Annotated in this window: 21 protein-coding genes; 13 read left to right on the forward strand and 8 right to left on the reverse strand. The window is 63.6% G+C overall.

The window, feature by feature from the left end; translation table 11 throughout:
* The first annotated feature begins 121 nt into the window (after positions 1–121).
* The 4 genes from dksA (at position 122) to AC07R1_RS11420 (ending at position 3,574) form a co-directional block, all read left to right on the forward strand.
* Positions 122–526, forward strand: coding sequence for an RNA polymerase-binding protein DksA (gene dksA / locus AC07R1_RS11405; RefSeq protein ID WP_011064339.1), 405 nt, complete (start codon positions 122–124; stop codon positions 524–526).
* Positions 527–556: 30 nt separating this feature from the next.
* Positions 557–1,765: a zinc metallochaperone GTPase ZigA gene (zigA, locus tag AC07R1_RS11410; RefSeq protein ID WP_041120476.1), complete on the forward strand. Its 1,209-nt coding sequence runs from the start codon at positions 557–559 to the stop codon at positions 1,763–1,765.
* Positions 1,765–2,466 carry a DUF1826 domain-containing protein gene (locus AC07R1_RS11415; protein ID WP_410037214.1) on the forward strand — a complete coding sequence of 234 codons (702 nt, stop codon included), beginning with the start codon at positions 1,765–1,767 and terminating at the stop codon, positions 2,464–2,466. The genes zigA and AC07R1_RS11415 overlap by 1 nt, the downstream gene beginning before the upstream one ends.
* Before the next feature lie 145 nt (positions 2,467–2,611).
* Positions 2,612–3,574, forward strand: a complete 963-nt coding sequence (locus tag AC07R1_RS11420) for a CobW family GTP-binding protein (RefSeq protein WP_492617856.1) — start codon at positions 2,612–2,614, stop codon at positions 3,572–3,574.
* 21 nt (positions 3,575–3,595) lie between these two features.
* Here AC07R1_RS11420 and AC07R1_RS11425 read toward each other — a convergent pair whose 3' ends face one another.
* Complete coding sequence (locus tag AC07R1_RS11425; RefSeq protein WP_015637540.1) at positions 3,596–3,988, reverse strand: DUF3301 domain-containing protein; 393 nt, start codon at positions 3,986–3,988, stop codon at positions 3,596–3,598.
* A gap of 117 nt (positions 3,989–4,105) precedes the next feature.
* Between AC07R1_RS11425 and pdxY the strand changes: the two genes are divergently transcribed.
* Complete coding sequence (gene pdxY / locus AC07R1_RS11430) at positions 4,106–4,978, forward strand: pyridoxal kinase PdxY (RefSeq protein ID WP_015637539.1); 873 nt, start codon at positions 4,106–4,108, stop codon at positions 4,976–4,978.
* 7 nt (positions 4,979–4,985) lie between these two features.
* Here the strand turns inward: pdxY and AC07R1_RS11435 are convergent, their stop codons facing one another.
* Both AC07R1_RS11435 and AC07R1_RS11440 read right to left on the reverse strand, forming a co-directional pair.
* Positions 4,986–6,398, reverse strand: a complete 1,413-nt coding sequence (locus tag AC07R1_RS11435) for an APC family permease (protein ID WP_019093415.1) — start codon at positions 6,396–6,398, stop codon at positions 4,986–4,988.
* Positions 6,399–6,652: 254 nt separating this feature from the next.
* Positions 6,653–7,138, reverse strand: a complete 486-nt coding sequence (locus AC07R1_RS11440) for an acyl-CoA thioesterase (RefSeq protein WP_011064332.1) — start codon at positions 7,136–7,138, stop codon at positions 6,653–6,655.
* A 289-nt stretch (positions 7,139–7,427) separates the two neighbouring features.
* On the opposite strand from AC07R1_RS11440, the gene AC07R1_RS11445 reads away from it, so the two are divergent.
* A complete protein-coding gene (locus AC07R1_RS11445) occupies positions 7,428–9,191 on the forward strand; it encodes a cation:proton antiporter (protein ID WP_011064331.1) in 1,764 nt (587 codons plus the stop codon).
* A 71-nt stretch (positions 9,192–9,262) separates the two neighbouring features.
* Here the strand turns inward: AC07R1_RS11445 and AC07R1_RS11450 are convergent, their stop codons facing one another.
* The 4 genes from AC07R1_RS11450 to uvrD all read right to left on the reverse strand — a co-directional run bounded on the left by AC07R1_RS11450 (position 9,263) and on the right by uvrD (position 13,611).
* Positions 9,263–9,670 (reverse strand): SMI1/KNR4 family protein, encoded by a 408-nt coding sequence (locus tag AC07R1_RS11450; RefSeq protein ID WP_011064330.1) that lies wholly within the window; start codon positions 9,668–9,670, stop codon positions 9,263–9,265.
* Between the two features lie 136 nt (positions 9,671–9,806).
* Positions 9,807–10,682: a Tim44 domain-containing protein gene (locus AC07R1_RS11455; protein ID WP_011064329.1), complete on the reverse strand. Its 876-nt coding sequence runs from the start codon at positions 10,680–10,682 to the stop codon at positions 9,807–9,809.
* 180 nt (positions 10,683–10,862) lie between these two features.
* On the reverse strand, positions 10,863–11,303 hold the full coding sequence (locus tag AC07R1_RS11460) for an EamA family transporter (RefSeq protein WP_401260585.1): 441 nt from the start codon (positions 11,301–11,303) through the stop codon (positions 10,863–10,865).
* A 124-nt stretch (positions 11,304–11,427) separates the two neighbouring features.
* Entirely contained in the window at positions 11,428–13,611 is a 2,184-nt protein-coding gene (uvrD, locus tag AC07R1_RS11465; protein ID WP_011064327.1) for a DNA helicase II, read from the reverse strand.
* 247 nt (positions 13,612–13,858) lie between these two features.
* Here uvrD and AC07R1_RS11470 point away from each other — a divergent pair, with 247 nt between their 5' ends.
* The 3 genes from AC07R1_RS11470 (at position 13,859) to AC07R1_RS11480 (ending at position 18,155) form a co-directional block, all read left to right on the forward strand.
* Positions 13,859–16,723 (forward strand): putative bifunctional diguanylate cyclase/phosphodiesterase, encoded by a 2,865-nt coding sequence (locus AC07R1_RS11470; RefSeq protein WP_011064326.1) that lies wholly within the window; start codon positions 13,859–13,861, stop codon positions 16,721–16,723.
* A 167-nt stretch (positions 16,724–16,890) separates the two neighbouring features.
* Complete coding sequence (gene hexR / locus AC07R1_RS11475; protein ID WP_011064325.1) at positions 16,891–17,757, forward strand: transcriptional regulator HexR; 867 nt, start codon at positions 16,891–16,893, stop codon at positions 17,755–17,757.
* A gap of 185 nt (positions 17,758–17,942) precedes the next feature.
* Positions 17,943–18,155 (forward strand): PA3496 family putative envelope integrity protein, encoded by a 213-nt coding sequence (locus AC07R1_RS11480; protein WP_495110533.1) that lies wholly within the window; start codon positions 17,943–17,945, stop codon positions 18,153–18,155.
* On the opposite strand, the gene AC07R1_RS11485 is transcribed toward AC07R1_RS11480, so the two are convergent.
* Complete coding sequence (locus tag AC07R1_RS11485) at positions 18,097–19,059, reverse strand: LysR family transcriptional regulator (RefSeq protein ID WP_015637535.1); 963 nt, start codon at positions 19,057–19,059, stop codon at positions 18,097–18,099. The two genes, AC07R1_RS11480 and AC07R1_RS11485, sit on opposite strands and share 59 nt — an antisense overlap.
* Before the next feature lie 190 nt (positions 19,060–19,249).
* On the opposite strand from AC07R1_RS11485, the gene AC07R1_RS11490 reads away from it, so the two are divergent.
* From AC07R1_RS11490 to AC07R1_RS11505, 4 genes are all read left to right on the forward strand, one after another.
* Positions 19,250–20,665 (forward strand): acetyl-CoA carboxylase biotin carboxylase subunit, encoded by a 1,416-nt coding sequence (locus tag AC07R1_RS11490; protein WP_015637534.1) that lies wholly within the window; start codon positions 19,250–19,252, stop codon positions 20,663–20,665.
* A gap of 11 nt (positions 20,666–20,676) precedes the next feature.
* Positions 20,677–22,485: a sodium-extruding oxaloacetate decarboxylase subunit alpha gene (gene oadA, locus AC07R1_RS11495; protein WP_011064322.1), complete on the forward strand. Its 1,809-nt coding sequence runs from the start codon at positions 20,677–20,679 to the stop codon at positions 22,483–22,485.
* Between the two features lie 232 nt (positions 22,486–22,717).
* Positions 22,718–23,992, forward strand: coding sequence for a type II toxin-antitoxin system HipA family toxin (locus AC07R1_RS11500; RefSeq protein WP_019093473.1), 1,275 nt, complete (start codon positions 22,718–22,720; stop codon positions 23,990–23,992).
* Positions 23,989–24,258, forward strand: coding sequence for a helix-turn-helix domain-containing protein (locus tag AC07R1_RS11505; RefSeq protein WP_011064320.1), 270 nt, complete (start codon positions 23,989–23,991; stop codon positions 24,256–24,258). Before AC07R1_RS11500 ends, AC07R1_RS11505 begins: the two co-directional genes overlap by 4 nt.

Raw genomic sequence — 24,258 nt, forward strand, 5'->3', positions numbered from 1 at the left:
GGCGATTCTCATGACGACAGGGGCGCAGCATCGCGCCCTTCGTCGTGGGCGGCAAGGGAAGGTTGGCTAATTTGTGTTGTTATAATATAACATAAAAACACAGCCTGACCCGTGACTCGCCATGACTGAACAAGACCTTCTCGCCCAACCCGAGACGCACTACATGAACGAAGCCCAGCAGGGCTTCTTTCGCCAGCTGCTGCTGGCCCAGCGCAGTGATCTGCAGGAGCGCATTGCCGGCGAGTTCGACCAGCTGCGCGAGCAGGAACCCCACAGCGACCCCGCCGACATCGGCAGTGCCGAAGAGCAGCGCCAGTGGCAACTGCGCCTGCTGGAGCGGGAAAAGAAGCTCCTGGACAAGATCGACGAAGCCCTGGAGCGCCTGGCCCGTGGCGAATACGGCTGGTGCCGCGACACCGGCGAGCCCATCGGCCTCAAGCGCCTGCTGCTGCGGCCCACCGCCACCCTGTGTATCGAAGCCAAAGAACGCCAAGAGCTGCGCGAACGCCATCAACGGGCGCTTTGACCCAGCCGCGATCCTGATGAGGAACAACCCATGACCGACCGTCTCCCCGTTACCGTGCTGTCCGGCTTTCTCGGCGCCGGCAAAAGCACCTTGCTCAATCACATCCTGCGCAACCGCGACCACCTGCGGGTGGCGGTGATCGTCAACGACATGAGCGAAATCAACATCGATGGCAGCGAAGTGCAGCGCGATGTCAGCCTCAATCGCGCCGAAGAAAAACTGGTGGAAATGAGCAACGGCTGCATCTGCTGCACCCTGCGCGAAGACCTGCTGGAGGAAGTGGGCAAGCTGGCCCGCGACGGGCGCTTCGACTACCTGCTGATCGAATCCACCGGGATTTCCGAGCCGCTGCCGGTGGCGGAAACCTTCACCTTTCGCGATGAATCCGGCCAGAGCCTGGCGGATATCGCCCGGCTCGACACCATGGTCACGGTGGTCGACGGCATGAATTTCCTGCTGGACTACCAGGCCGCGCACAGCCTGGCTTCCCGGGGCGAAACCCTGGGCGAAGACGATGAACGTTCCATCAGCGACCTGCTGATCGAACAGGTGGAGTTCGCCGACGTGATCCTGGTCAGCAAGATCGACCTGATCAGCAGCGACCAGCGCCAGGAACTGCTGGCCATCCTCAAGAGCCTCAATGCCCAGGCCGAGATCGTGCCCATGGTCATGGGCCAGGTGCCGCTGGCGAAGATCCTTAACACCGGGCGCTTCGATTTCGAGCGCGCGGCCCAGGCTCCGGGCTGGCTGCGGGAGTTGCGCGGCGAGCATGTGCCGGAAACCGAGGAGTACGGCATCGCTTCCACCGCCTACCGGGCGCGGCGGCCGTTCCATCCCCAGCGCTTCTTCGACTTCATCAACCGGCCCTGGGTCAACGGCAAGCTGCTGCGCTCCAAGGGCTTCTTCTGGCTGGCCAGCAAGTATCAGGAAGCCGGCAGCTGGTCCCAGGCCGGTGGCCTGATGCGCCATGGCTTTGCCGGGCGCTGGTGGCGCTTCGTGCCTAAGCAGCACTGGCCCCAGGACGAAGAAGGCACCGCGGCGATCATGCACAACTGGACCGCGGCCACCGGCGATTGCCGCCAGGAACTGGTGTTCATCGGCCAGAACATCGACTTCACCCGGCTTTGCGCGGAGCTCGACCTGTGCCTGCTGGATGACGATGAAATGGCCCTCGGCGTCGAGGGCTGGAGCCTGCTGAACGATCCCTTTGGCCCCTGGCATGACGAGGAAGCGGCCTGATGCTGACCCTGAACTTGCCGGTGACTCCACTGGCCAATCCGCCCAGATGGCTGCTGCTGCCGAGCGTGACCGCGCCGGTCTCTCGCCGCCAGGCCATCGGCAGCACCCCGGCGGTGCTCGCCCAGGTGCTGGAGGATGAGGTCAACCTCGGCCTCTGGCAGCGCCAGTTGCCGGCCCACATCGCCGACTTCGCCGAGTTGCTGCTGTCCCTGGACCAGCCGCTGGCCGAATCCCTGTCCCTGGAGTTGCCCGACGAAGACGCGCAACCCCATCTGCGCGGCCTGGCTTCGGGGTTCAGTGATCTGCAGGGTTATGAAGGCTTTATCGCCGATGTTGCCTGGCTGGTCAGCGCTTTTGCCTGCCTGCTCGGGGCCAGGCGCGTCGGGCTGCGCCTGCGGGTCCTGGACAAGGCCATGTGCCCGCGGTTTCACGTGGACCATGTACCGGTGCGGCTGATTACCACCTACGCCGGAGTCGGCAGCCAATGGCTGCGCGAAGGCGCCATGGACCGCAGGAAACTGGGGCAGGCCGAGGGCGAACCACGGGACCCGGCACAGATCCAGCAAATCGCCAGCGGCGACGTGGCGCTGTTCAAGGGCGAGAAATGGCACGGCAACGAAGGCTTTGGCCTGATCCACCGCTCGCCGCAGCCAGCGCCAGGGGAGCGCCGGCTGATCCTCACCCTCGATTGGCTGGGTTGACCTAGGCCCGTGTAGCCGCTTGCCGAGCCTGGGCAGAGGTCCGCAGGACCTTCAGCGCTCCCAAGAGCGGCGTCGAATCGAGCGGATTTTCGCCCAGGGCGGGAAGGGCGTAGCATCACCTCACAGGTTTTCCGGACCCCTTCCCATGCTGCAGAACATCCCCACCCACGTGATCGCCGGCCCCCTGGGCGCCGGCAAGACCAGCCTGATTCGCCATCTGCTGAGCCAGCGCCCGGCCGCTGAGCGCTGGGCAGTGCTGATCAACGAGTTTGGCCAGATCGGCCTGGACGCGGCCTTGCTGACCCGCGACGATGATGGCATCGCCCTGGGCGAAGTGGCCGGCGGCTGCCTGTGCTGCGTCAACGGTGCACCGTTCCAGGTGGGCCTGGGCCGCCTGTTGCGCAAGGCCCGGCCGGACCGGCTGTTTATCGAGCCCTCGGGCCTCGGCCACCCGGCGCAATTGCTCAAGCAGTTGAATGAAGCGCCCTGGAAGGGCGTGCTGGCGGTACAACCCTGCGTGCTGGTCCTGGATGCCCAGGCGCTGGCCGCTGGCAAGTCGTTGCCTCGGGCACAGCAGGATGCGCTGTCCAGCGCCGGCCTGCTGGTACTCAACAAGGACGAACTGCTCAGCGACAGCGACAGGTTGCGGGTGCTGGAGCAATTGCCGGACCTTCCCTTGTTCTGGACCCGCCATGCCGCCTTGCCCCTGGCCGAGCTGCCGGGCCTGGGAGCCAGCGCCGAAGCGGCCCTGGAGCAGTCGGACATTCCCCTGGGCCTGGCCCAGTTGCCGGCCGTGTGGAGTGATCCGGCGCTGCCGATCTGCCTCAGCCAGTCCCAGGAGGACGGCTGGAGCATCGGCTGGCGCTGGCACCCCAGCCAGCAGTTCGATCTGGTCCGGGTCGAGCACTGGCTGCAGAACCTCGACTGGCGCCGGGCCAAGCTGGTGCTCCACAGTGATCAAGGCTGGCGGTCGGGCAACGGGCTGGATAATTCACCGCTGAACTGGCTGCCCAGCGAATGGCGCCGGGATTCGCGCCTGGAACTGATCTTCAGTAGCCCTCAGGACATTGCCGTCCTGCAGGCCAGTCTCGATGCCTGTCGCCTTTAGGAAACGGCGTGCACGCCACTCTTACGGCTTGAACTTGCGATGTTCCTCGCGCCACTGGCTCAGCTCGATCACCTCGGCACTGGGCAGGGGCTCCTTGGCTTCGAACGGGTAGGGCGCCAGCTCGATATGGGCGCTGTGGGCGCCGAACTGGGTGATGGTCCCGGCATGACGGGTTTCCCCGGTCACGGTGAACTCGAAGTTGTAGACCCGCGCCAGGCGCCGCCGGCCATTGCCATCCTTGACGAAACCGATGCGCTTGAGCGCCACGTTACCGTCCAGCAACTCGATGTCGAGCCGCGCGCAGTGCTGCTTGACCCGCTCCAGGGCCCGTTCGCGCAGGCCGTGGTTGTGCCACAGCCAGGCAGCAGCGGTTGCCAGCAGCATCAGCACAAAGATGTTTCCAAGGGTCAGCATGAAGGTTTGCTCCAACGAGGTGGCGTCAGCTTAACTGCGACTCCGGTCTGTCGTACAGGCTGCGTTTAGTCGCATACTGCGCGGCTTGAATTCCACCGGTTTTATGGAAAATCCTGCATGAAACGTACGCCCCACCTGCTTGCGATCCAGTCCCATGTGGTTTTCGGCCACGCCGGCAACAGTGCCGCGGTATTCCCCATGCAGCGGGTCGGGGTGAATGTCTGGCCGCTGAATACGGTGCAGTTCTCCAACCACACTCAGTATGGTCAGTGGGCCGGGGAAGTGCTGGCGCCACAGCAGATTCCCGAGCTGGTGGAAGGCATTGCCGCCATCGGCGAGCTGGGCAACTGCGACGCGGTGCTGTCCGGCTACCTGGGCAGTGCGGCCCAGGGCCGGGCGATCCTCAGCGGTGTGGCGCGGATCAAGGCAGTCAATCCCAAGGCCCTGTACTTGTGTGACCCGGTGATGGGCCACCCGGAGAAGGGCTGCAGCGTGCCGGCTGAAGTCAGCGACTTCCTGCTGGACGAGGCCGTGGCCATGGCGGATTTTCTCTGCCCCAACCAGCTGGAGCTGGACAGCTTTTGCGGGCGCAAGCCGCAATCGCTGTTCGACTGCCTGGGCATGGCCCGGTCGCTGCTGGACAAGGGCCCCAGGGCGGTGCTGGTCAAGCACCTGGACTACCCGGGCAAGCTGGCGGACGGTTTCGAGATGCTGCTGGTGACCGCTGACGGCAGCTGGCACCTGCGCCGTCCATTACTGGCGTTCCCGCGCCAGCCGGTGGGGGTGGGCGACCTGACCTCAGGCCTGTTCCTGGCCCGGGTATTGTTGGGGGACAGCCTGGTGGCGGCCTTCGAATTCACCGCCGCGGCGGTGCATGAAGTACTGCTGGAAACCCAGGCCTGCGCCAGTTACGAGCTGGAGCTGGTGCGCGCCCAGGACCGCATCGCCCACCCACGGGTGCGCTTCGAGGCCACGCCGATCGGCTTCTAAGGCGGGCTCAGGCCTGCTCGGAAAACTGCACGGTCGGCGCGGGCTGGCGAAAGCCCCGGGTGTGTATGCCCAGGTACAGCAGGCCCAGGGCGAACCAGGCCAGGCCGATGCCCAGGGTCAGGGCCGAAAGGCTGGTCCACAGCCAGGCGATCAGGGCAAAGCCGATCAACGGCAGCAGGCCGTACTGCAACAGCCGTGCGGTGCTACGCGGCTGGCCCTGGCCCAGGTGACTCTTGATCACCGCCAGGTTGACCACCGAGAACGCCACCAGTGCACCGAAGCTGATCATCGACGCCAGGGTGGTGAGGTCGATGACCACCGCCAGCAATGACACCAGCGACACCAGGACAATGGCCACCACCGGGGTCTTGTAGCGCTCGGACAGGGTACCGAACACCCGACGTGGCAGGATGCCGTCACGGCCCATGCTGAACAGAATGCGCGATACCGAGGCCTGGGATGCCAGGGCCGAACCGGCGGCGCCGGCGACATAGGTGGCGGTGAAGAACATCTCCAGGAAGCGTCCGCCGGCGTGCAGCATGACCTCGCTGGCCGCCGAGTCGGCGTCCTTGAAACTGCTGCCGGGGAACGCCAGCTGGCTGGTCATGGCCAGCAGGATGAACAGCAGGCCGGCGCCCAGGGTGGTGATGACGATTGCCCGGGGGATGTCCCGGCGCGGGTCGCGGGTTTCCTCGGCCAGGGTCGACACCGCGTCAAAGCCCAGGAACGACAGGCACAGCACCGCGGCCCCCGCCATCAGCGGCAACAGCCCATCCTGGCTGCCATCGCCGACCCAGGGTGCGCTCAGGTCCAGGCTCTCGGCCCCTGCCAACTGGCGGACCACCAGGGCCACGAACACCACCACGAAGACCATCTGCGCGCAGACGATCAGGTTGCTCATGCTCGATACCGAGCCGATGCCGCGGATGTTCAGCAGCGTCACCAGGCTGATGGTCGCCACCACGAAGACCCAGGCGGGCACGGCGGGGAAGGCCAGGTTGAGGAACAGGCCGATCACCAGGTAATTGATCATCGGCAGGAACAGGTAATCCAGCAGCAGCGACCAGCCGGCAAGGAAGCCGATGCCCGGGCCGAAACTGAGGCTGGCGTAGGAATAGGCTGAGCCGGCAATGGGGTATTTCTTGACCATTACGCTGTAGGAAAGGGCGGTGAAGATCATCGCCAGCAGGGTGATCACATAGGCTGCGGCGGTGCGCCCGCCGGTGAGTTGGGTGACCACGCCGTAGGTGGTGAAGACGGTCAGCGGGACCATGTACACCAGGCCGAAGAACACCAGGGCCGGCAGGCCGAGAATGCGCCGCAGCGAGGTGCCCTGGGCACTGTGGGTGAAGCCGCCATCGAGGCTGGCGTCATGGGCGGACGCAGGGGGGCTGCTGGAGAGAGCATTGGCGCTGGGCATTTTTATTGTTCTCACGCGTTCGTTGGCTCGAAGGCTCCCCGGGCGGGGAGTGCGTTTGTGCCTTGCCCTTCGATTCTGGCAGCGGTGCCCTGGGGGCATAACTCTCGATGTGGTCAAAAAGGGATGGATCTGGCCATTCGGGATGACCGCAGAAGCCTGCTGGCGGGTGTTGGGGTGTGGCGGCGGAGCGCTGGAGGCTCTGGAGGGGGGAGGACCGTCCGTGGCCCTGCTGAATCAGCGGTGCAGCTTGAGCATCAAGGGCCGTCGGCCTTGATTTCCCGGTAGCGCTGCTCCAGTTCCTGGCGGATCTGCCGGCGCTGCCGGGCCTGGATAAAGCGTCGCTTGCCGTCGGCGGTTTCCGGCTGCAGCGGCGGCACCTGGGCCGGCTTGCGCTGGTCGTCCACCGCCACCATGGTGAAGAAGCAGCTGTTGGTGTGGCGCACCGAACGCTCGCGGATATTCTCGGTGACCACCTTGATGCCCACCTCCATGGAGGTGTTGCCGGTGTAGTTGACCGAGGCCAGGAAGGTCACCAGCTCGCCGACATGGATCGGCTCGCGGAAGATCACCTGGTCCACCGACAGGGTCACCACGTAGCGGCCGGCGTAACGGCTGGCGCAGGCATAGGCGACTTCATCGAGGTACTTGAGCAAGGTGCCGCCGTGGACATTGCCAGAGAAATTGGCCATGTCAGGGGTCATCAATACCGTCATCGACAGTTGGGCGTTTCCGGGTTCCATAGCACGCTCACGGTTCTGGGCAGGGGTTGCTGGAGCACCTCTGCGGGTGCTGGCTCCAAAGGGTTTTCAAACCATCGATAACGGGACGCCGGGCCGGGCCACGTCGTCACGCCCTGGTGGATCTGTTTCCTAATATTGCACCGCCTTCCTGCCGGAAGTCGCGGTGTTAACCTGCAAAACACCCGTTCCAGGGCATTTTCCGCTTCTATTTTGGATATTTCCTTCTACTGATCAGAACATTCTTTTTAGGCGATCACCCCCGCCCAGCATTCCAAGGAGAGCCCCGGCCATGCATGCCATCAGCTTCATTCAGGACCTGGCCGTGATCATGCTGGTCGCAGGCGTGGTGACCATCCTCTTCCATCGCCTCAAGCAGCCTGTCGTGCTGGGCTACATAGTCGCCGGCTTCATCATCGGCCCTCACACTCCGCCTTTCGGGCTGATCCACGACGAACAGACCATCAAGACCCTGGCCGAGCTGGGGGTGATTTTCCTGATGTTCTGCCTGGGGCTGGAATTCAGCCTGCGCAAGCTGTTCAAGGTCGGGGCCACGGCCTTTATCGCGGCGTTCCTGGAAATCGTCCTGATGATCTGGATCGGCTACGAGATCGGCCGCTGGTTCGGCTGGAGCACCATGGATTCGCTGTTCCTCGGGGCGATCCTGGCCATTTCCTCCACCACCATCATCGTCAAGGCGCTCAATGACCTGAAGATGAAGAACGAGCGCTTCGCCCAGCTGATCTTCGGCGTACTGATCGTCGAGGACATCCTCGGCATCGGCATCATCGCCTTGCTGTCGAGCATCGCGGTCAGCGGTACGGTGAGTTCCGGCGAGGTGTTCTCCACCGTCGGCAAGCTTTCGCTGTTCATGATCGTGGCGCTGGTGATCGGCATCCTGCTGGTGCCGCGCCTGCTGGCCTACGTGGCCAGGTTCGACAGCAACGAGATGCTGCTGATCACCGTGCTGGGGCTGTGTTTCGGCTTCTGCCTGCTGGTGGTCAAACTGGAGTACAGCATGGTCCTGGGGGCCTTCCTGATCGGTGCGATCATGGCCGAGTCCCGCCAGTTGCTGAAGATCGAGCGGTTGATCGAACCGGTTCGCGACCTGTTCAGCGCAATCTTCTTCGTCGCCATCGGCCTGATGATCGACCCGCAGATCCTCCTGCAATACGCCTGGCCGATTGCCGTGATCACGGTGGCGGTGGTGCTGGGCAAGATGCTGTCCTGCGGCATGGGGGCCTTTATCGCCGGCAATGATGGACGCACCTCACTGCGGGTAGGCATGGGCCTGTCACAGATTGGCGAATTTTCCTTCATCATCGCCGCACTGGGCATGACCCTGCAGGTCACCAGCGACTTCCTCTACCCGGTAGCGGTGGCGGTGTCCGCCATCACCACCTTGCTCACGCCCTACCTGATCCGTGCCGCGGACCCGCTATCGCTGAAGCTGGCAGGGGTCCTGCCCAAGCGCCTGAGCCGGGTACTGGGCATGTATGGCGAGTGGTTGCGCAGCATCCAGCCCCAGGGCGAGGGTGCGCTGCTGGCGACGATGATCCGCAAGATCCTGCTGCAAGTGGGGGTGAACCTGGCGCTGGTGGTGGCGATCTTCTTTTCCGGTGGCTATTTCGCCAAGCGCATTGGCACCTACCTGGAAGATTGGGTCAGTGAGCCGAGCTGGCAGAAAGCCTTGATCTGGGGCGGGGCGCTGCTGCTTTCGCTGCCGTTCCTGATTGCTGCCTATCGCAAGCTCAAGGCACTGTCGATGTTGCTGGCGGAGATGGGGGTCAAGCCGGAAATGGCCGGGCGCCATACCCAGCGAGTGCGTCGGGTGATCGCCGAGGTGATCCCGATCCTGTCGCTGCTGGTGATTTTCCTGCTGCTGGCGGCGCTTTCGTCGAGCATCCTGCCGACCCTGGAACTGTTGGTGTTGATCGCCGTAGTGGCGGCGGCGGTGGCCGCGGTCCTGTGGCGCTGGTTCATCCGTGTGCATACGCGGATGCAGGTGGCGCTGATCGAAACCTTCGACCACAGCAAGGACAACAGTGGGCATTGACCTTGCCGCTCGCCGGCAGGGTGCCGGCGAGCTGTTTCAGTCGCCGCGGTGCACGCGGCCGCGGCGGCGTCTCAGCTTTCCAGCCAGACGTCCCGCGCCCAGTGCCACACCGATTCCCAGGATTCTTCGGTGATCAGCTCTTCTTCGCCGGACCACAGCACCACGGTGCCGTCTTCCTCGACGCAGTAGTAATCGTCGCCGTCCTGGCAGATCGGGATCAGCTCGCGCGGCACGCCCATGTCCCAGGCGGTCGCCGCCACTTCCGGCAGGTAGGTATGGGATTGCGGATCGGTGACGGTCACAGGTTCCAGGCTGCCGTAAACCACGTCGCTGACCGTCAACAGGAACTCCTTGAAGACGAACGGGATATTGATGAACAGCTGTTCTTCAATTTCCACCAGTTGGTCTTCGTCCGGCAGTTCCAGGGGGACGGGTACCGGTTCGTTGGCTTCCCGGAGTTGTTCGATGACTTCTTCCACGGCCTGGGTCCTCTTAGCTCTATGGCGCGGTTGTTTGACGGCGGTTTATACAGTAGCTCGCTATAAGTGCAATCGTGAAATGCAAAACCCCGACCTGAGTCGGGGTTTTGCCTTACAGCTGTGACAGCAGAATGAATCAGCCGTTCTGGCGGATACCTGCTACCAGCCATGGCTGGTTGTCGCCCTGGGCGCGTTCCATGTTCCAGCTTTCGCTGAACACTTCGCCCTGGTCGAAGCGCGAGGTCTTCGACACACCGCTGAAGGTCAGGGTGGCGATGGTCTTGTCGGCACGGTCATCCACGCCTTCGAGCTGCACTTGCAGGTTGTCGATGTAGGTCGACTGGAAGCCGTCGCCCAGATCGGCACGTTCCTGTTTCAGGAACTGCAGCATCTGTGGGGTCACGAACTCGGCGATCTTGTCCATTTCGTTGGCGTCCCAGTGTTGCTGCAGGGACTGGAAGTGGCTGCGCGCCGCCTCAATGAAGCGCTCTTCATTGAACCAGGCCGGTGCGTTGATTACCGGACGCGCGGCAGGCGCTGGCGAACCACCGAAGATCGAACCGCCGGCAGGCTGCTGGGGCTCGAAGGCTTCGCGCTGCATCGGCGCGTGGCCGGCTGGAGCGTATTGCTCCTGCTGCTTGCGGCGACGAGCGGCGATGAAGCGGAAGATCACGAAGGCGATGACCGCCATGATCAGGATGTCGAAGATCTGCATGCCCTGGAAGCCGCCGCCCATGAACATGGAGGCCAGCAGGCCACCGGCAGCGATACCGGCCAGAGGGCCGAGCCAGCGCGAAGCACCGCCGGCCTTGGCAGCAGCGCCCGCGGCACCGGCTGCGCCCGCGGTGGCTGCAGCGGCGGGAGCGCCCGGAGCGGTTGGCGCCGCCTGGCGGGTTTGGTGGGTCGGGGCAGCGCCGACGCTTTTGCCGCCACCAAAGCGCTTGGCGTTGGCGTCGAGGCTCATCGTCAGGCCGATGCACAGCGCCATGGCGATGCTAAGAAAACGTTTCATAAAGGGGGTTCCCATTTGTGGATGGCACGCGCGCCATATTGCACAGGTGAAGTGTCAGTGGCGAGCGGCATAATGTTTCGGGCTTTTGCCTGACAGCCTCGGTTCAGCTTCGCCAGGCGTCATGCTCGCCGATAGGTTTTTGGTCCCCGCAGACCTGGCTCTGGTTCAACCCGAAAGCCGTTAGCGGCGCAGTGCCAGTAGCACCACACCTGCGGTGATCAAGCCGATTCCGCTCCACTGCCGCAGGTCGAGCTTCTCTCCCAGCAGGCACACGCCGATGATCGCGACGAACACCACGCTGAGCTTGTCCACCGGTGCCACCAATGAAGCGGGGCCGAGTTTCAAGGCGCGGAAATAGCACAGCCAGGATGCGCCCGTGGCCAGCCCGGACAGCAGCAGGAACAGGTAGCTTTTGGGAGAAATCGATCCCAGGGACTGATATTGGCCCGTTGCGTACAAAATCAAGGCCAGGCTGACAAGAACCACCACGGTGCGCAGCAGGGTGGCGAAGTCTGAATTGACGTTTTCTATCCCCACTTTGGCGAAGATCGCCGTCAACGCGGCGAAAATTGCCGACAACAGGGCCCAGAATGTCCACGAGGAAAAAAAGCCTGAGCCCATGTTCGCGCTGCCTTTTCTGCACCGACCTGTAGGAGCCGGCTTGCCGGCGAAGAGGCCCTTGAGCCGGTCTTCGCCAGTGAGATTCGCTGGCAAGCCAGCTCCTACACAAGCCAAGCGGGTGGGGTTAGATGGCTTCCAGCTTGGCGTAGCCGAGCATCAGCCACTTGCTGCCTTCGCTGAAGTTGACCTGGACCCGGGCCTGGGCGCCGGCGCCCTCGAAATTGAGGATCACCCCATCGCCGAACACCGAGTGCCGTACCGCCTGGCCGAGGCTCAGGCCGGTGTCCGGGATTTCGCTGCCGCCGAACAGGCTGCTGGTACTTTGTGACTGGCCGCCGCCGAAAGGCCGGCTGACGCTGTTGGACAGCCGCACTTCCTGAATCAGCCCCTTGGGCACCTCGCGCACGAAACGCGACACCTTGTTGTAGGTTTCGCTGCCGTACAGGCGTCGGGTTTCCGCGTAGGTCATCACCAGGTTCTGCATGGCCCGGGTAATGCCCACATACGCCAGCCGGCGTTCTTCCTCAAGGCGGCCGGGTTCTTCCAGGCTCATCTTGTGGGGGAACAGGCCTTCTTCCATGCCCACGAGGAACACGTAGGGGAACTCCAGACCCTTGGCGCTGTGCAGGGTCATCAGTTGCACGCTGTCTTCATGCTCGTCGGCCTGGGTATCGCCGGCTTCCAGGGAAGCGTGGCCGAGGAATGCCGCCAGGGGCGTCAGGTCTTCGTCCTCTTCGGTGTTCTCGAAGTTGCGCGCGGCGCTCACCAGTTCCTCGAGGTTTTCCACCCGGGCCTGGCCTTTTTCGCCTTTTTCCGCTTCGTGGTAGGCAATCAGCCCCGACTGCTCGATGACGGTCTGGGTCATCAGGTGCAGGGGCATTTCCAGGGTCTTGGCGGCGAGGTTTTCGATCAGTTCGATAAAGGCCCCCAGCGCACCTGCAGCGCGCCCGGTCAGGCCCTTATTGGCCACCAGCTGGCGCATGGCTTCCCACATCGATACATCGCTGTGGCGCGCATGCTCGCGGATGGCTTCGACGGTCTTCTCGCCGATGCCCCGGGCTGGCACGTTGATCACCCGTTCCAGGGCTGCGTCGTTGCCACGGCCTTCCAGGAGGCGCAGGTAAGCCATGGCGTTCTTGATTTCCGCCCGCTCGAAGAAGCGCTGGCCGCCATAGATGCGGTACGGAATGCGTTCGCGCAGCAAGGCTTCTTCCAGCACCCGGGACTGGGCGTTGGAGCGGTAGAGAATGGCGATGTCGCTGCGGGCCAGGCCGGTCTTCAGCGCGCTCTCGATGGTTTCCACTACATAGCGGGCTTCATCGTGCTCGTTGAAGGCGGCATACAGGTTGATGGCTTCACCGTCGCCGCCGTCGGTCCACAGCTCCTTGCCCAGGCGCCCGGTGTTGTTGGCGATCAGGGCGTTGGCAGCCTTGAGGATACCGGCGGTGGAGCGGTAGTTCTGCTCCAGGCGGATCACTTCGGTGTCCGGGAAGTCGGCGGAGTACTGGTGGATGTTCTCGATTTTCGCCCCGCGCCAGCCATAGATCGACTGGTCGTCGTCGCCCACCACCATCAGGCTGTCGCCACCCTGGGCCAGCAACCGCAGCCAGGCGTATTGCACGGCGTTGGTGTCCTGGAACTCGTCCACCAGCACGTGGCGGAAACGCTTCTGGTAGTGCGCCAGCAAACCCGGGTGGTCGCGCCACAGGTCCAGGGCGCGCAGCAGCAGTTCGGAGAAGTCGATGACCCCGGCACGCTGGCAAGCGGCCTCGTAGGCCTCATAGATGCCGCGCATGGTGGCCAGGAACAGGTCGCCGCTGGCCTGGATATGTTGCGGGCGCAGGCCTTCGTCCTTCTGCCCGTTGATGAACCACTGGGCCTGGCGGGCCGGCCAGCGCTGTTCGTCCAGGCCCAGCTCGCGGATCACCCGCTTGACCAGGCGTTGCTGGTCGTCGCTGTCGAGGATCTGGAAGGTCTGGCTCAGCCCCGCTTCCTGCCAGTGGGCCCGCAGCAGGCGGTGGGCCAGGCCGTGGAAGGTGCCGACCCACATGCCTGCCGGGTTGATGCCCAGCAGTTGTTCGATGCGGTGGCGCATCTCGGCTGCGGCCTTGTTGGTGAAGGTCACCGACAGGATCGAGTGGGGTGAGGCGTTCTCGACCTGGATCAACCAGGCGATACGGTGCACCAGCACACGGGTTTTGCCGGAGCCAGCACCGGCCAGGACCAACTGACGACCCACGGAGGCGGCTACGGCCTGGCGTTGGGCGTCGTTGAGGGAGTTCAACAGGAGGGAGAGATCATCGCGCATCGGGGCATTCTAGGGGGCGGCGCCACCCCGGGCAAACCCGGCTTTGCATTAGCCGATAAAACAGCCGCCGATGACGACCGGTTGGTCACAGGCCCCAGCCATTGGCGCTTCTCGCCCGGACGCTTTCAGGGTGCAAGCCGGGCCATCCGGTTTTATCGATTTTATGACCTGGAGCAGTTTGGCTCGGGGCTTTGCTTGTGTATGCTCCGGCGACGTTTCGGGCTCAACCATTATAAGAACACTGCCTATGACACTTAACCCCGACCTGTCCGGGCCCTTTGTGGAGCCCCGGGTCATCCGCCAGCACTACGCCGTGGAGATGGCAGTGGAGCGTACGCGCCTGCTGTACCAGGGCTCGTTGCTGCCTACCTTGTTCATGTTGCTCAACGGCCTGGTGTGCACCTGGCTGCTATGGAGCCCGGCGCGCTATCTGTTGCTCAGTGTGTGGATGGTCTGGCTGCTGGCCCTGGTGGCCTTGCGGGTGATCCAGGTGGCGGCCTTCGATTCGGCGATTCCCAGCCGCCAGGCACAGCCGGTGTGGCAACGCATGTTTCTCCTGGGCTCGGCGGTCAGTGGCCTGACCCTGGCCTGCGCCGGCATCGCCCTGGTGCCCACCGACAATTTCCTGCAGCAGGCCTGGGTCTTCGGCCTCATCGGTGCGGCCATCCTGTCGGCCAGCGTGGCCTACGCGGTGAGCCTGCAGGCCTTCCTTTCATTCACCTTGCCATGTCTGTTGCCGGCCATCGCCTACCTGTTCTGGGGCGGCGACGACCAGCAGCGTGGCTGGGGCTGGCTCGGGCTGATCCTGCTGGTGTCCCTGAGTGTGGTGGCCTGGCAGGTCAACCGCCTGATGCAGCGCGGCCTGCTGCGGCGCTTTCAGAACCAGGCCCTGATCGAGCACCTGCAGAATGCCCAGGGCCGCAGCGATCAGCTCAACCGCGAGCTGGCCCGGGAAGTGGAGCAGCGCCGCCGTGCCGAGGAGCAACTGCGCGAAGCCCAGACCGGGCTGGAACAGCGAGTGGCCCAGCGCAGCCTGGAGCTGGACGCCGCCAACCAGGCCCTGAGCAAGAGCGAGGCGCGCCTGGCCCTGGCCCTGAACGCCAGCGAGCTGGGGCTGTGGGACTGGAACCTGCAGACCGACGAGGTCCATCACACCCAGATCAAGGAGCTGTTCGGCCTGGAGCCGGAAGATGTCACGGCCATGCTCAGCCATCTCAAGCCACGCCTGCATCCGGAAGACCTGCCCCTGCTCAAGCGCGCCCTGGTGGAGCACCTCAAGGGCCGCAGCGACGATTACCAGGTGGAGTACCGGGTACGCCACGGCGCCGGCCACTGGGTGTGGATCGAGGACCGTGGCCGGGCCGTGGAGCGCAGCCCCAGTGGCCGGGTGCTGCGCATGGCCGGCACCCGTCGCGACATCAGTGCCGACAAGGAGCTGGAGGTCCAGCGCAACCTGGCGGCCACGGTGTTCGAGGCGGCCAGCGAAGGCATCGTCATCCTCGACCCCGATTACGCCTTGATCGCCGCCAATCAGGCCTTCAGCCAGGTCACCGGCTACCAGATCGAAGACATGCTCGGGCGCAATGTAGTGGAGCTGTCGTGCAGCCGCGATGCACGCCGGCACTACCCGTTGATCCACCAGGCCCTGGAACAGTACGGCAGCTGGCAGGGCGAGTTGGTGGAGACACGCAAGAACGGCGAGCTCTACCCACAATGGCTGCAATTGAATGTCGTGCGTGATAAACGAGGAAAAGTCCGGCATATCGTGGGCTTCTTCGCCGATCTTTCGGCACGGCGCGAATCCGAGGAGCGCATGCGCTACCTCACCCATTACGACGAACTCACGGGGCTGGCCAACCGTTCGCTGTTCCGCGAGCGCCTGCGCGAGGCCCATCAGAGGGTGCGCCAGGGCGGCCGCAGCCTGGCCTTGCTGCACATCAACCTGGACCGTTTCAAGCTGCTCAACGACAGCCTTGGCCATGAAGTGGCCGACCAGTTGCTGCAAAAGATGGCCCGGCGGCTGGTCAATGCCTTGCCGGAAGCCGACACCATCGCCCGGCTTTCCGGGGACGAATTCGCCGTGCTGTTCGACGCTTACGGCAGCCTGTCGAGCCTGACCCGGGTCGCTACCCGGCTGCTGAGCAAGCTGCGCCTGCCGATCACCGTCGAGGGCCATGAACTGGTAGTCAGCGCTTCCATGGGCATCAGTATGCTGCCCGACAGCGCCCGGGAGATCGCAGCCCTGATCAGCCAGGCGAACATGGCCATGGCCCATGCCAAGCACCTGGGCGGCAACAATTTCCAGTTCTATACCGAGAGCCTGCAAGCCAGCACCCTGGAGCGCCTGCAGCTGGAAAACCAGCTGCGCAAGGCCATTGAGGAGGGCCAGTTGACGGTCTTCTACCAACCCAAGCTGTGCCTGGCCAGCGGCCGTCTGAATGCCGCCGAGGCCCTGGTGCGCTGGGATCACCCCGTCATGGGCCGGGTGCCCCCGGGGGATTTCATCGGCCTGGCGGAAGAGACCGGATTGATCGGTCCCATTGGTGAGTTCGTGTTGCGCCAGGCGTGCCGCCAAGCCTGCGAATGGCAACGCCAGGGCCTGGAGCCGATTCGCGTGTCGGTCAACCTGTCGGTGTATCAGTTGCGCCAGGGCAAGCTGGTGAGCCTGGTGCGCCAGGTGCTGGAAGAAACCGGCCTGGAGCCGCATTTTCTCGAACTGGAACTGACCGAAAGCCAATTGCTGGACAGCGTCGAGCACATCATCGCGACCTTCCAGCAACTGCGGGGCCTGGGGGTCAAGCTGGCCATCGACGACTTCGGCACTGGCTATTCGTCCCTGAGTTACCTGAAACGGATCCCGGTGGATTACGTGAAGATCGATCAGGCCTTCATTCGCGGCCTGGCCGAGGGCGGTGAGGACGCGGCGATCACCCGGGCGATCATCGCCATGGCTCATGGGCTGTCGTTGAAAGTGGTGGCCGAAGGGGTGGAAGACCCGGCGCAACTGGCCTTCCTCAAGGCGGAACACTGCGACGAGGTGCAGGGCTACCTGATCAGCCGCCCGGTGGCCGCCGAAGGCCTCGCGCTGCTGTTGCAGGCCCAGAGCCGGTAGCCGCCAGGGCTGCCTGCCACAACGGCTACATAAGTCGTACCCGGCTGAAAATGGGGGGCAGGCAGGCAACTTCGTGATGCATTGGGCGGGCAAAAAGCCGATTCCTGTAGTATAACTACAAGCTTGCTACATCCCCGGCGTCAGCCAATAACAATGAGTCCAGCCCTTTGAACCTGTTGCAGCACATCGCCCAGTCACGTCATTTGTTACGCAAATCGGAACTCAAGGTCGCCGATCACGTGCTCCTTGATCCTGCGGCCGTGATGCACAGTTCCATGGCGGACCTGGCCCACAGCGTGGGCATCAGTGAACCGACCATCGTGCGCTTCTGCCGGGCCATCGGCTGCTCCGGCTTCCAGGACCTCAAGCTCAAGCTGGCGCAGAGCCTTGCCGCCGGGGCCAGCTTCGGCCAGTTCGCGATCCATGAAGACGATTCGGTCGCCGACTACAGCCTGAAGATCTTCGACACCACCCTGCATACCCTGATGGAGGTCCGCGAGAAGCTCGACCCGGTGGCCCTGCAGCAGGCGGTGACCGCCATGTCCCAGGCCCAGCGCGTGGAGTTCTACGGCTTTGGTGCCTCGGGTGCGGTAGCGGCGGATGCCCAGCACAAGTTCTTCCGCTTGCTGCTGACCGCAGCGGCCTATTCCGACCCGCACATGCAAGCGATGTCGGCGGTGACCTTGAAGCCTACCGATGTCGCCATCTGCATTTCCCAGTCCGGTCGTTCCAAGGACCTGCTGATCACCGCCAACCTGGTACGTGAAAGCGGCGCCTCGCTGATCACCCTGTGCCCGAGCCAGACGCCGTTGGCCGAACTGTCGACGGTCAACCTGGCGATCGACGTGCATGAAGACACCGAGATCTACACCCCGCTGACCTCGCGTATCGCCCACCTGGTGGTGATCGACGTGCTGGCCATGGGCGTGGCCATGGCCCGCGGCCCGAGCCTGGTGAACCACCTCAAGAGCGTCAAGCGCAGCCTTCGCAGCCTGCGCCTGTCGCCCAAGTCGGTGAAAGCCCTGGACGATTGAGTCTCTCTGGCCGGTGATGAGGCCTCGGGGTTGTGCATCGCGCTGACCGATGCCTTCGCTGGCAAGCCGGCTCCTACAGAAAGGTAGGCGCTGTGAATGTTCATCGTCCTGTAACCGACCCGCCGCCAAACCGTAACCGCCGACGTCCATCGTGAAGCTTCCGTACTCGCATTGGGAGACTCGAAATGGCCCGGCCTTACGAAGAGAGCAACAGCGCAGTCAAGACCCGTCGTCAGCAGGAAGACCAGCGCCGCATGGAATTTCGTCGTGCGATCGAACACCGCTTCGAGCTGCGTCAGTTACAGCAGCAAATCAACGATTACCCCGAGCTGGACGCCGTCAATTACTGGCAGGCGGCGCCCGTAGCTTCCCGTCGAAGCGTTCAACCAAGCCGCTGATCTGCACCCGTTCGCTGCGGATGAATCCCAGGAACGCATGCGCTACCGGTGACAGGCGCTTGGCTTTGGCCTGCACCAGGCACCAGCTGCGCAGCAATGGCAGCTCTTCGACCGGCAACTCGACCAACCCGCCGGTCGCCAACTCAAGGTTCAGGGCGTGGCGCGTCAACAAGGCCACGCCCAGACCTGCCCGCACGCACTCGCGCTGAGCCTCGGCCGACGATACTTCGAGGATCTGGGTGAAGTGCACGCGCTTCTCCTTGAAATACTCCTCGCACGCCAGGCGTGTGCCTGAACCCTGTTCGCGCAGTACCAGCGTGTAGGGCTCCAGGTCCTGCAGGCGCAGCGGGCCCATGTGACTCAAGGGGTGCTCCGGCGGGGCCACCGCGACGATCGGGTTGTTGAGGAAGGGCAGGAACTCCAGCTCCATGTCCTGGGGCACCATGGACATGATCACCAGGTCGTCGCGATTGTCCGAGAGCCGGCGGATCACCTGGGAGCGGTTGACCACCGTCAGTTGCAGGTGCACTTCCGGGTGCTGGCGCTTGAAGGCGGCGAACAGGTGCGGCACGAAGTACTTGGCGCTGGATTCGATGGCCAGCTTGAGCTGGCCCTGCAGCGAGCCCTGCATGTCGGAGAGCTGCATGTCGAGGTTCTCCAGGCGCCCGAAGATGTCCCGGCTGGCCCGTTGCAGCGCTTCGGCGGCTTCGGTCATGTAGAGCTTCTTGCCCACATAGTCGAACAGCGGCTGGCCGATCAGCTCCTCCAACTGGCGAATCTGCAGGCTGACCGCGGGCTGGGTGAGGGACATTTCATCGGCGGCGCGGCTGTAGGAGCGTAGATCGCAGACTTCATTGAAAATCTGCAACTGACGCAATGTCAGTCTCATCAAGGACTTGCGCATTTCTTGAGGGCTCGCGCCAAGGGCTGGTGGCATGACTATAAGTCTTTACTTATGGCCAACCCAATAATTATTGATTTTTGTTAATCCCTCTGCAGAGCTAGTGTGTCGCTGCGACTGACTTGAAACATTTGGTCACGCGCCGACTCGGTCTAGCGGGTCGTCTGTTTCAACGGCTCAAGGGAACCTCCAAGTGATAAAAAAGATCCTGATCGCCAACCGTGGTGAGATTGCCGTACGAATCGTGCGTGCCTGCGCGGAAATGGGCATCCGTTCGGTAGCGATCTTCTCCGACGCCGATCGCCATGCCTTGCATGTAAAGCGCGCGGATGAGGCCCACAGCATTGGCGCCGAGCCGCTGGCCGGCTACCTGAATCCACGCAAACTGGTGAACCTGGCGGTGGAAACCGGCTGTGATGCGCTGCATCCCGGCTATGGGTTTCTCTCGGAAAACGCTGAACTGGCGGACATCTGCGCCGAACGTGGAATCAAGTTCATCGGCCCGTCGGCGGAAGTGATCCGCCGCATGGGCGACAAGACCGAAGCCCGCCGCAGCATGATCAAGGCGGGCGTGCCGGTGACTCCGGGCACCGAAGGCAACGTGGCCGATATCCACGAAGCCCTGTCCGAAGGCGACCGCATCGGCTACCCGGTGATGCTCAAGGCCACCTCCGGTGGTGGCGGGCGCGGCATCCGTCGTTGCAACAGCCGTGAAGAGCTGGAGCAGGCTTTCCCCCGGGTCATTTCCGAAGCCACCAAGGCCTTCGGTTCGGCGGAAGTGTTCCTGGAAAAGTGCATCGTCAATCCCAAGCACATCGAAGCGCAGATCCTCGGTGACAGTTTTGGCAACGTGGTGCACCTGTTCGAGCGCGACTGCTCGATCCAGCGCCGCAACCAGAAGCTCATCGAGATCGCCCCGAGCCCGCAGCTGACCCCGGAACAGCGCGCCTACATCGGCGACCTGTCGGTGCGCGCGGCCAAGGCCGTGGGCTACGAGAACGCCGGCACCGTGGAGTTCCTGCTCGCCGAGGGCGAGGTGTACTTCATGGAGATGAACACCCGGGTGCAGGTGGAACACACCATCACCGAAGAAATCACCGGCATCGATATCGTCCGCGAGCAGATCCGCATTGCTTCCGGCCTGCCACTCTCGGTGAAACAGGAAGACATCCAGCACCGCGGCTTTGCCCTGCAGTTCCGGATCAATGCCGAGGACCCGAAGAACAACTTCCTGCCCAGCTTCGGCAAGATCACCCGCTACTACGCCCCCGGCGGCCCGGGCGTGCGCACCGACACGGCGATCTACACCGGCTACACCATTCCGCCGTTCTACGACTCCATGTGCCTGAAACTCGTGGTCTGGGCCCTGACCTGGGAAGAAGCGATGGACCGTGGCCTGCGCGCCCTGGACGACATGCGCCTGCAAGGGGTCAAGACCACCGCCGCCTATTACCAGGAAATCCTGCGTAACCCGGAATTCCGCAGCGGTCAGTTCAACACCAGCTTCGTTGAGAGCCACCCGGAACTGACCAACTACTCGATCAAGCGCAAACCCGAAGAGCTGGCCCTGGCCATCGCCGCCGCCATTGCCGCCCACGCAGGCCTGTGAGGAATAAAACAATGTCCAAGAAGATTCATGTAACCGACACCATCCTGCGCGACGCCCACCAATCGCTGCTGGCGACCCGCATGCGCACCGACGACATGCTGCCGATCTGCGACAAGCTCGACAAAGTCGGCTACTGGTCCCTGGAAGTCTGGGGCGGCGCCACCTTCGATGCCTGCGTGCGCTTCCTCAAGGAAGACCCCTGGGAGCGCCTGCGCAAACTGCGCGCCGCGCTGCCCAACACCCGCCTGCAGATGCTCCTGCGCGGCCAGAACCTGCTGGGCTACCGCCATTACAGCGATGACGTGGTCAAGGCCTTCGTGGCCAAGGCGGCGGTCAATGGCATCGACGTGTTCCGCATCTTCGACGCCATGAACGACGTGCGTAACCTGCGGGTCGCCATCGAAGCGGTGAAAGCCGCCGGCAAGCACGCCCAGGGCACCATCGCCTACACCACCAGCCCGGTGCACACCATCGAGGCCTTCGTGGCCCAGGGCAAGCAGATGGAAGCCATGGGCTGCGACTCCATCGCGATCAAGGACATGGCCGGCCTGTTGACCCCTTACGCCACCGGCGAGCTGGTCAAGGCGCTGAAGGCCGAGCTGTCGCTGCCGGTGTTCATCCACTCCCATGACACCGCGGGCCTGGCCGCGATGTGCCAACTCAAGGCCATCGAGAACGGCGCCGATCATATCGACACCGCCATCTCCAGCTTCGCCTGGGGCACCAGTCACCCGGGTACCGAATCCATGGTCGCAGCCCTCAAAGGCAGCGAGTTCGACACCGGCCTGGACCTGGAGCTGCTGCAAGAGATCGGCCTGTACTTCTACGCCGTGCGCAAGAAGTACCACCAGTTCGAAAGCGAATTCACTGCGGTCGATACCCGGGTGCAGGTCAACCAGGTGCCGGGCGGGATGATTTCCAACCTGGCCAACCAGCTCAAAGAGCAGGGCGCCCTGAACCGCATGAACGAAGTGCTGGCCGAGATTCCACGGGTCCGTCACGACCTGGGCTACCCGCCGCTGGTGACCCCTACTTCGCAGATCGTCGGTACCCAGGCGTTCTTCAACGTCCTGGCTGGCGAGCGCTACAAGACCATCACCAACGAAGTGAAGCTCTACCTGCAAGGCGGCTACGGCAAGGCTCCGGGGGAAGTCGACGAGAAACTGCGGCGCCAGGCCATCGGCAGCGAGGAGGTGATCGATGTACGTCCCGCCGACCTGCTGAAGCCGGAAATGACCAAGCTGCGTGGCGAAATCGGCGCCCTGGCGCATTCCGAAGAAGACGTGCTGACCTACGCCATGTTCCCGGACATCGGGCGCAAGTTCCTCGAAGAGCGTGAGGCCGGCACCCTGGTTCCGGAAGTGCTGCTGCCGATTCCTGAAGCGGGCGGCGTGAGCAAGCCGGGCGGTGAAGGCGTGCCCACCGAGTTCGTCATCGACGTCCACGGCGAGACCTACCGCGTCGACATCACCGGCGTCGGGGTCAAGGCCGAAGGCAAGCGCCACTTCTACCTGTCCATCGACGGCATGCCGGAAGAGGTGGTGTTCGAACCTCTCAACGAATTCGTCGGCGGTGGTGGCAGCAAGCGCAAGCAGGCGAGCGCCCCGGGCCATGTCAGCACCACCATGCCGGGCAACATCGTCGATGTGCTGGTCAAGGAAGGCGACACGGTCAAGGCCGGCCAGGCGGTATTGATCACCGAAGCCATGAAGATGGAGACCGAAGTCCAGGCAGCAGTTGCCGGCAAGGTCGTGGCGATCCATGTGGCCAAGGGCGACCGGGTCAACCCGGGCGAGATCCTGATCGAGATCGAAGGCTGAGTTCAGACCTTCATCTGCAACGCTTTACCTCGGGGAGGCTACGGCCTCCCTTTTTTTGTCCACGATTTGCCTGAGTGCATTTTAGTGCACTTATTGTCTGCAAAAATCGGCTGAATCTGCATTACAATGCATTTCGCAGAGGTAATGACGCACAAAAAGTGCATTAAATTGCAGGTAATGAATGCTACAGCTGACTTTACAGGTCCATCGCGCCGGGACGTGGAGCGATGCGATGACCCTGATTTTCGAGCATCCCGAGCAGGGCTTCACCAGCCCTTGCCGCCTGGGTTATGAGCAGTCGTACCTGGCAGGCAATCTGGAAGCCTTTGCCACGCCGCTGGCGGGATCGGTGAGTGTGCGTCTGCCGCTGACCTGGGAACTGCTGCGCAGTCCGGGCGCCCCGGCGTTCCTGTATGACATTGCGCCGACGCTCACCATGCAGCGTTTTTTGGCCGAGCGCTCGGCGCGCGCGCGCCCCGCCGGCATTGCCCCCGACTTGTTCCAGCTGGCCCGATCCAGCGCGGCCCCCATGGGCAATCTGCGGATCAAGGAGTCCCTTGCCGCCATGAATGAACGGCCGCTGCTGGGGTTCTCCCGGGCCGAGGTCAGCGCCCGCGACAACCGCTTTCTTGAATACGCCCATGAACAGGGAGCGGCAATGAGCGGTGCCACCGGTGCCGTTGGCGAGGCGATGAAGCTGCTGCTGACCCAGGGGCGTGACGGGTTGCTGTACCCCGATGCGCTGTTGGAAGACAGGCTGGCGGCGTGCCACTGGCTGGTGAAATGCCCGCCAGAGCAGGCGGCGCCAAATGACTGCGACATGCTCAGAAGCGAGTTCCACTACTACCGGGCGCTGCAGCAGCTGGGCATCGATACGGTACCCGCCCAAGGCCTGGCCCTGGAAGAGGAGCGGCAGCCGAGCCTGTGGATGCGACGCTTTGATCGTCGCCTGCAGGGGCAGGGTGTGGAACGGCTGGCGCTGGAGTCCATCTATTCCCTGGCGGGGTTGCCCGGCCAGAGCCTGGGCATGCGGCACACCAAGGTCCTGGGGCTGCTGGCCGAACTCTGGCGAACCGCCGGGCAGGCCTCGGCGATCCCGGAGCTGGTGGCCGACTACCTGCGTCGGGACCTGCTCAACAAGATCCTTGGCAACTCGGCCAACCATGGGCGCAATACCTGGATCATCCGTCACGAGGGCCAGGTGCAGTTGGCGCCGATCCACGATCTGGCGCCGCGAGTGATGGATGACAAGGGCATTACCCGCAGCACCAAATGGCCCGGCCGGATGGAAGTGGCGGGTGATATCGACTGGCGCCAGGTGTGTGCCAGCCTCAAGCCGCTGATCGATCCCGATGCTGCGCTGACGCGCCTGCGCGAAGATGCCGAACGGCTACGGGCCCTGCCGGACCTGCTGAGTGCCGGGGGCTTGCCCGAGGCCACCCTGAATCACCCGCGCATTTACCTGCGTGACCTGGATCGACGCCTGCAGGAGTGGGGTTTGCGATGACTACGACCCTGGAACAGCGCGGCCTGCTGATCGATAACATCCGCCAGGAACTGGCCGCTGGGCGTTTGTCGGTTGGTGATGCGGTCAAGCGCCTGCGCACTGAAGTCACCGGGTTGCATCAGAGCCAGTTCGCCAGGATGTGCCGGATTTCCCTGCGTACCCTGATCCATATCGAACACGGCGACGGCAACCCGACCCTCAAGTCGCTGAACGCGGTGTTCAAGCCTTTCGGCCTGCAGATGGGGGTGGTTTCCCTGCGCCCTTGA

The organism is Pseudomonas sp. GW821-FHT07F01 (genome assembly GCF_059418825.1).

Coding starts and splice junctions, on each gene's coding strand:
- dksA (WP_011064339.1), top strand. CDS start 122: ATGACTGAACAAGACCTTCTCGCCCAACCCGAGACGCACTACATGAAC.
- zigA (WP_041120476.1), top strand. CDS start 557: ATGACCGACCGTCTCCCCGTTACCGTGCTGTCCGGCTTTCTCGGCGCC.
- AC07R1_RS11415 (WP_410037214.1), top strand. CDS start 1,765: ATGCTGACCCTGAACTTGCCGGTGACTCCACTGGCCAATCCGCCCAGA.
- AC07R1_RS11420 (WP_492617856.1), top strand. CDS start 2,612: ATGCTGCAGAACATCCCCACCCACGTGATCGCCGGCCCCCTGGGCGCC.
- AC07R1_RS11425 (WP_015637540.1), bottom strand. CDS start 3,988: ATGCTGACCCTTGGAAACATCTTTGTGCTGATGCTGCTGGCAACCGCT.
- pdxY (WP_015637539.1), top strand. CDS start 4,106: ATGAAACGTACGCCCCACCTGCTTGCGATCCAGTCCCATGTGGTTTTC.
- AC07R1_RS11435 (WP_019093415.1), bottom strand. CDS start 6,398: ATGCCCAGCGCCAATGCTCTCTCCAGCAGCCCCCCTGCGTCCGCCCAT.
- AC07R1_RS11440 (WP_011064332.1), bottom strand. CDS start 7,138: ATGGAACCCGGAAACGCCCAACTGTCGATGACGGTATTGATGACCCCT.
- AC07R1_RS11445 (WP_011064331.1), top strand. CDS start 7,428: ATGCATGCCATCAGCTTCATTCAGGACCTGGCCGTGATCATGCTGGTC.
- AC07R1_RS11455 (WP_011064329.1), bottom strand. CDS start 10,682: ATGAAACGTTTTCTTAGCATCGCCATGGCGCTGTGCATCGGCCTGACG.
- AC07R1_RS11460 (WP_401260585.1), bottom strand. CDS start 11,303: ATGGGCTCAGGCTTTTTTTCCTCGTGGACATTCTGGGCCCTGTTGTCG.
- uvrD (WP_011064327.1), bottom strand. CDS start 13,611: ATGCGCGATGATCTCTCCCTCCTGTTGAACTCCCTCAACGACGCCCAA.
- AC07R1_RS11470 (WP_011064326.1), top strand. CDS start 13,859: ATGACACTTAACCCCGACCTGTCCGGGCCCTTTGTGGAGCCCCGGGTC.
- AC07R1_RS11480 (WP_495110533.1), top strand. CDS start 17,943: ATGGCCCGGCCTTACGAAGAGAGCAACAGCGCAGTCAAGACCCGTCGT.
- AC07R1_RS11485 (WP_015637535.1), bottom strand. CDS start 19,059: ATGCGCAAGTCCTTGATGAGACTGACATTGCGTCAGTTGCAGATTTTC.
- oadA (WP_011064322.1), top strand. CDS start 20,677: ATGTCCAAGAAGATTCATGTAACCGACACCATCCTGCGCGACGCCCAC.
- AC07R1_RS11500 (WP_019093473.1), top strand. CDS start 22,718: ATGACCCTGATTTTCGAGCATCCCGAGCAGGGCTTCACCAGCCCTTGC.
- AC07R1_RS11505 (WP_011064320.1), top strand. CDS start 23,989: ATGACTACGACCCTGGAACAGCGCGGCCTGCTGATCGATAACATCCGC.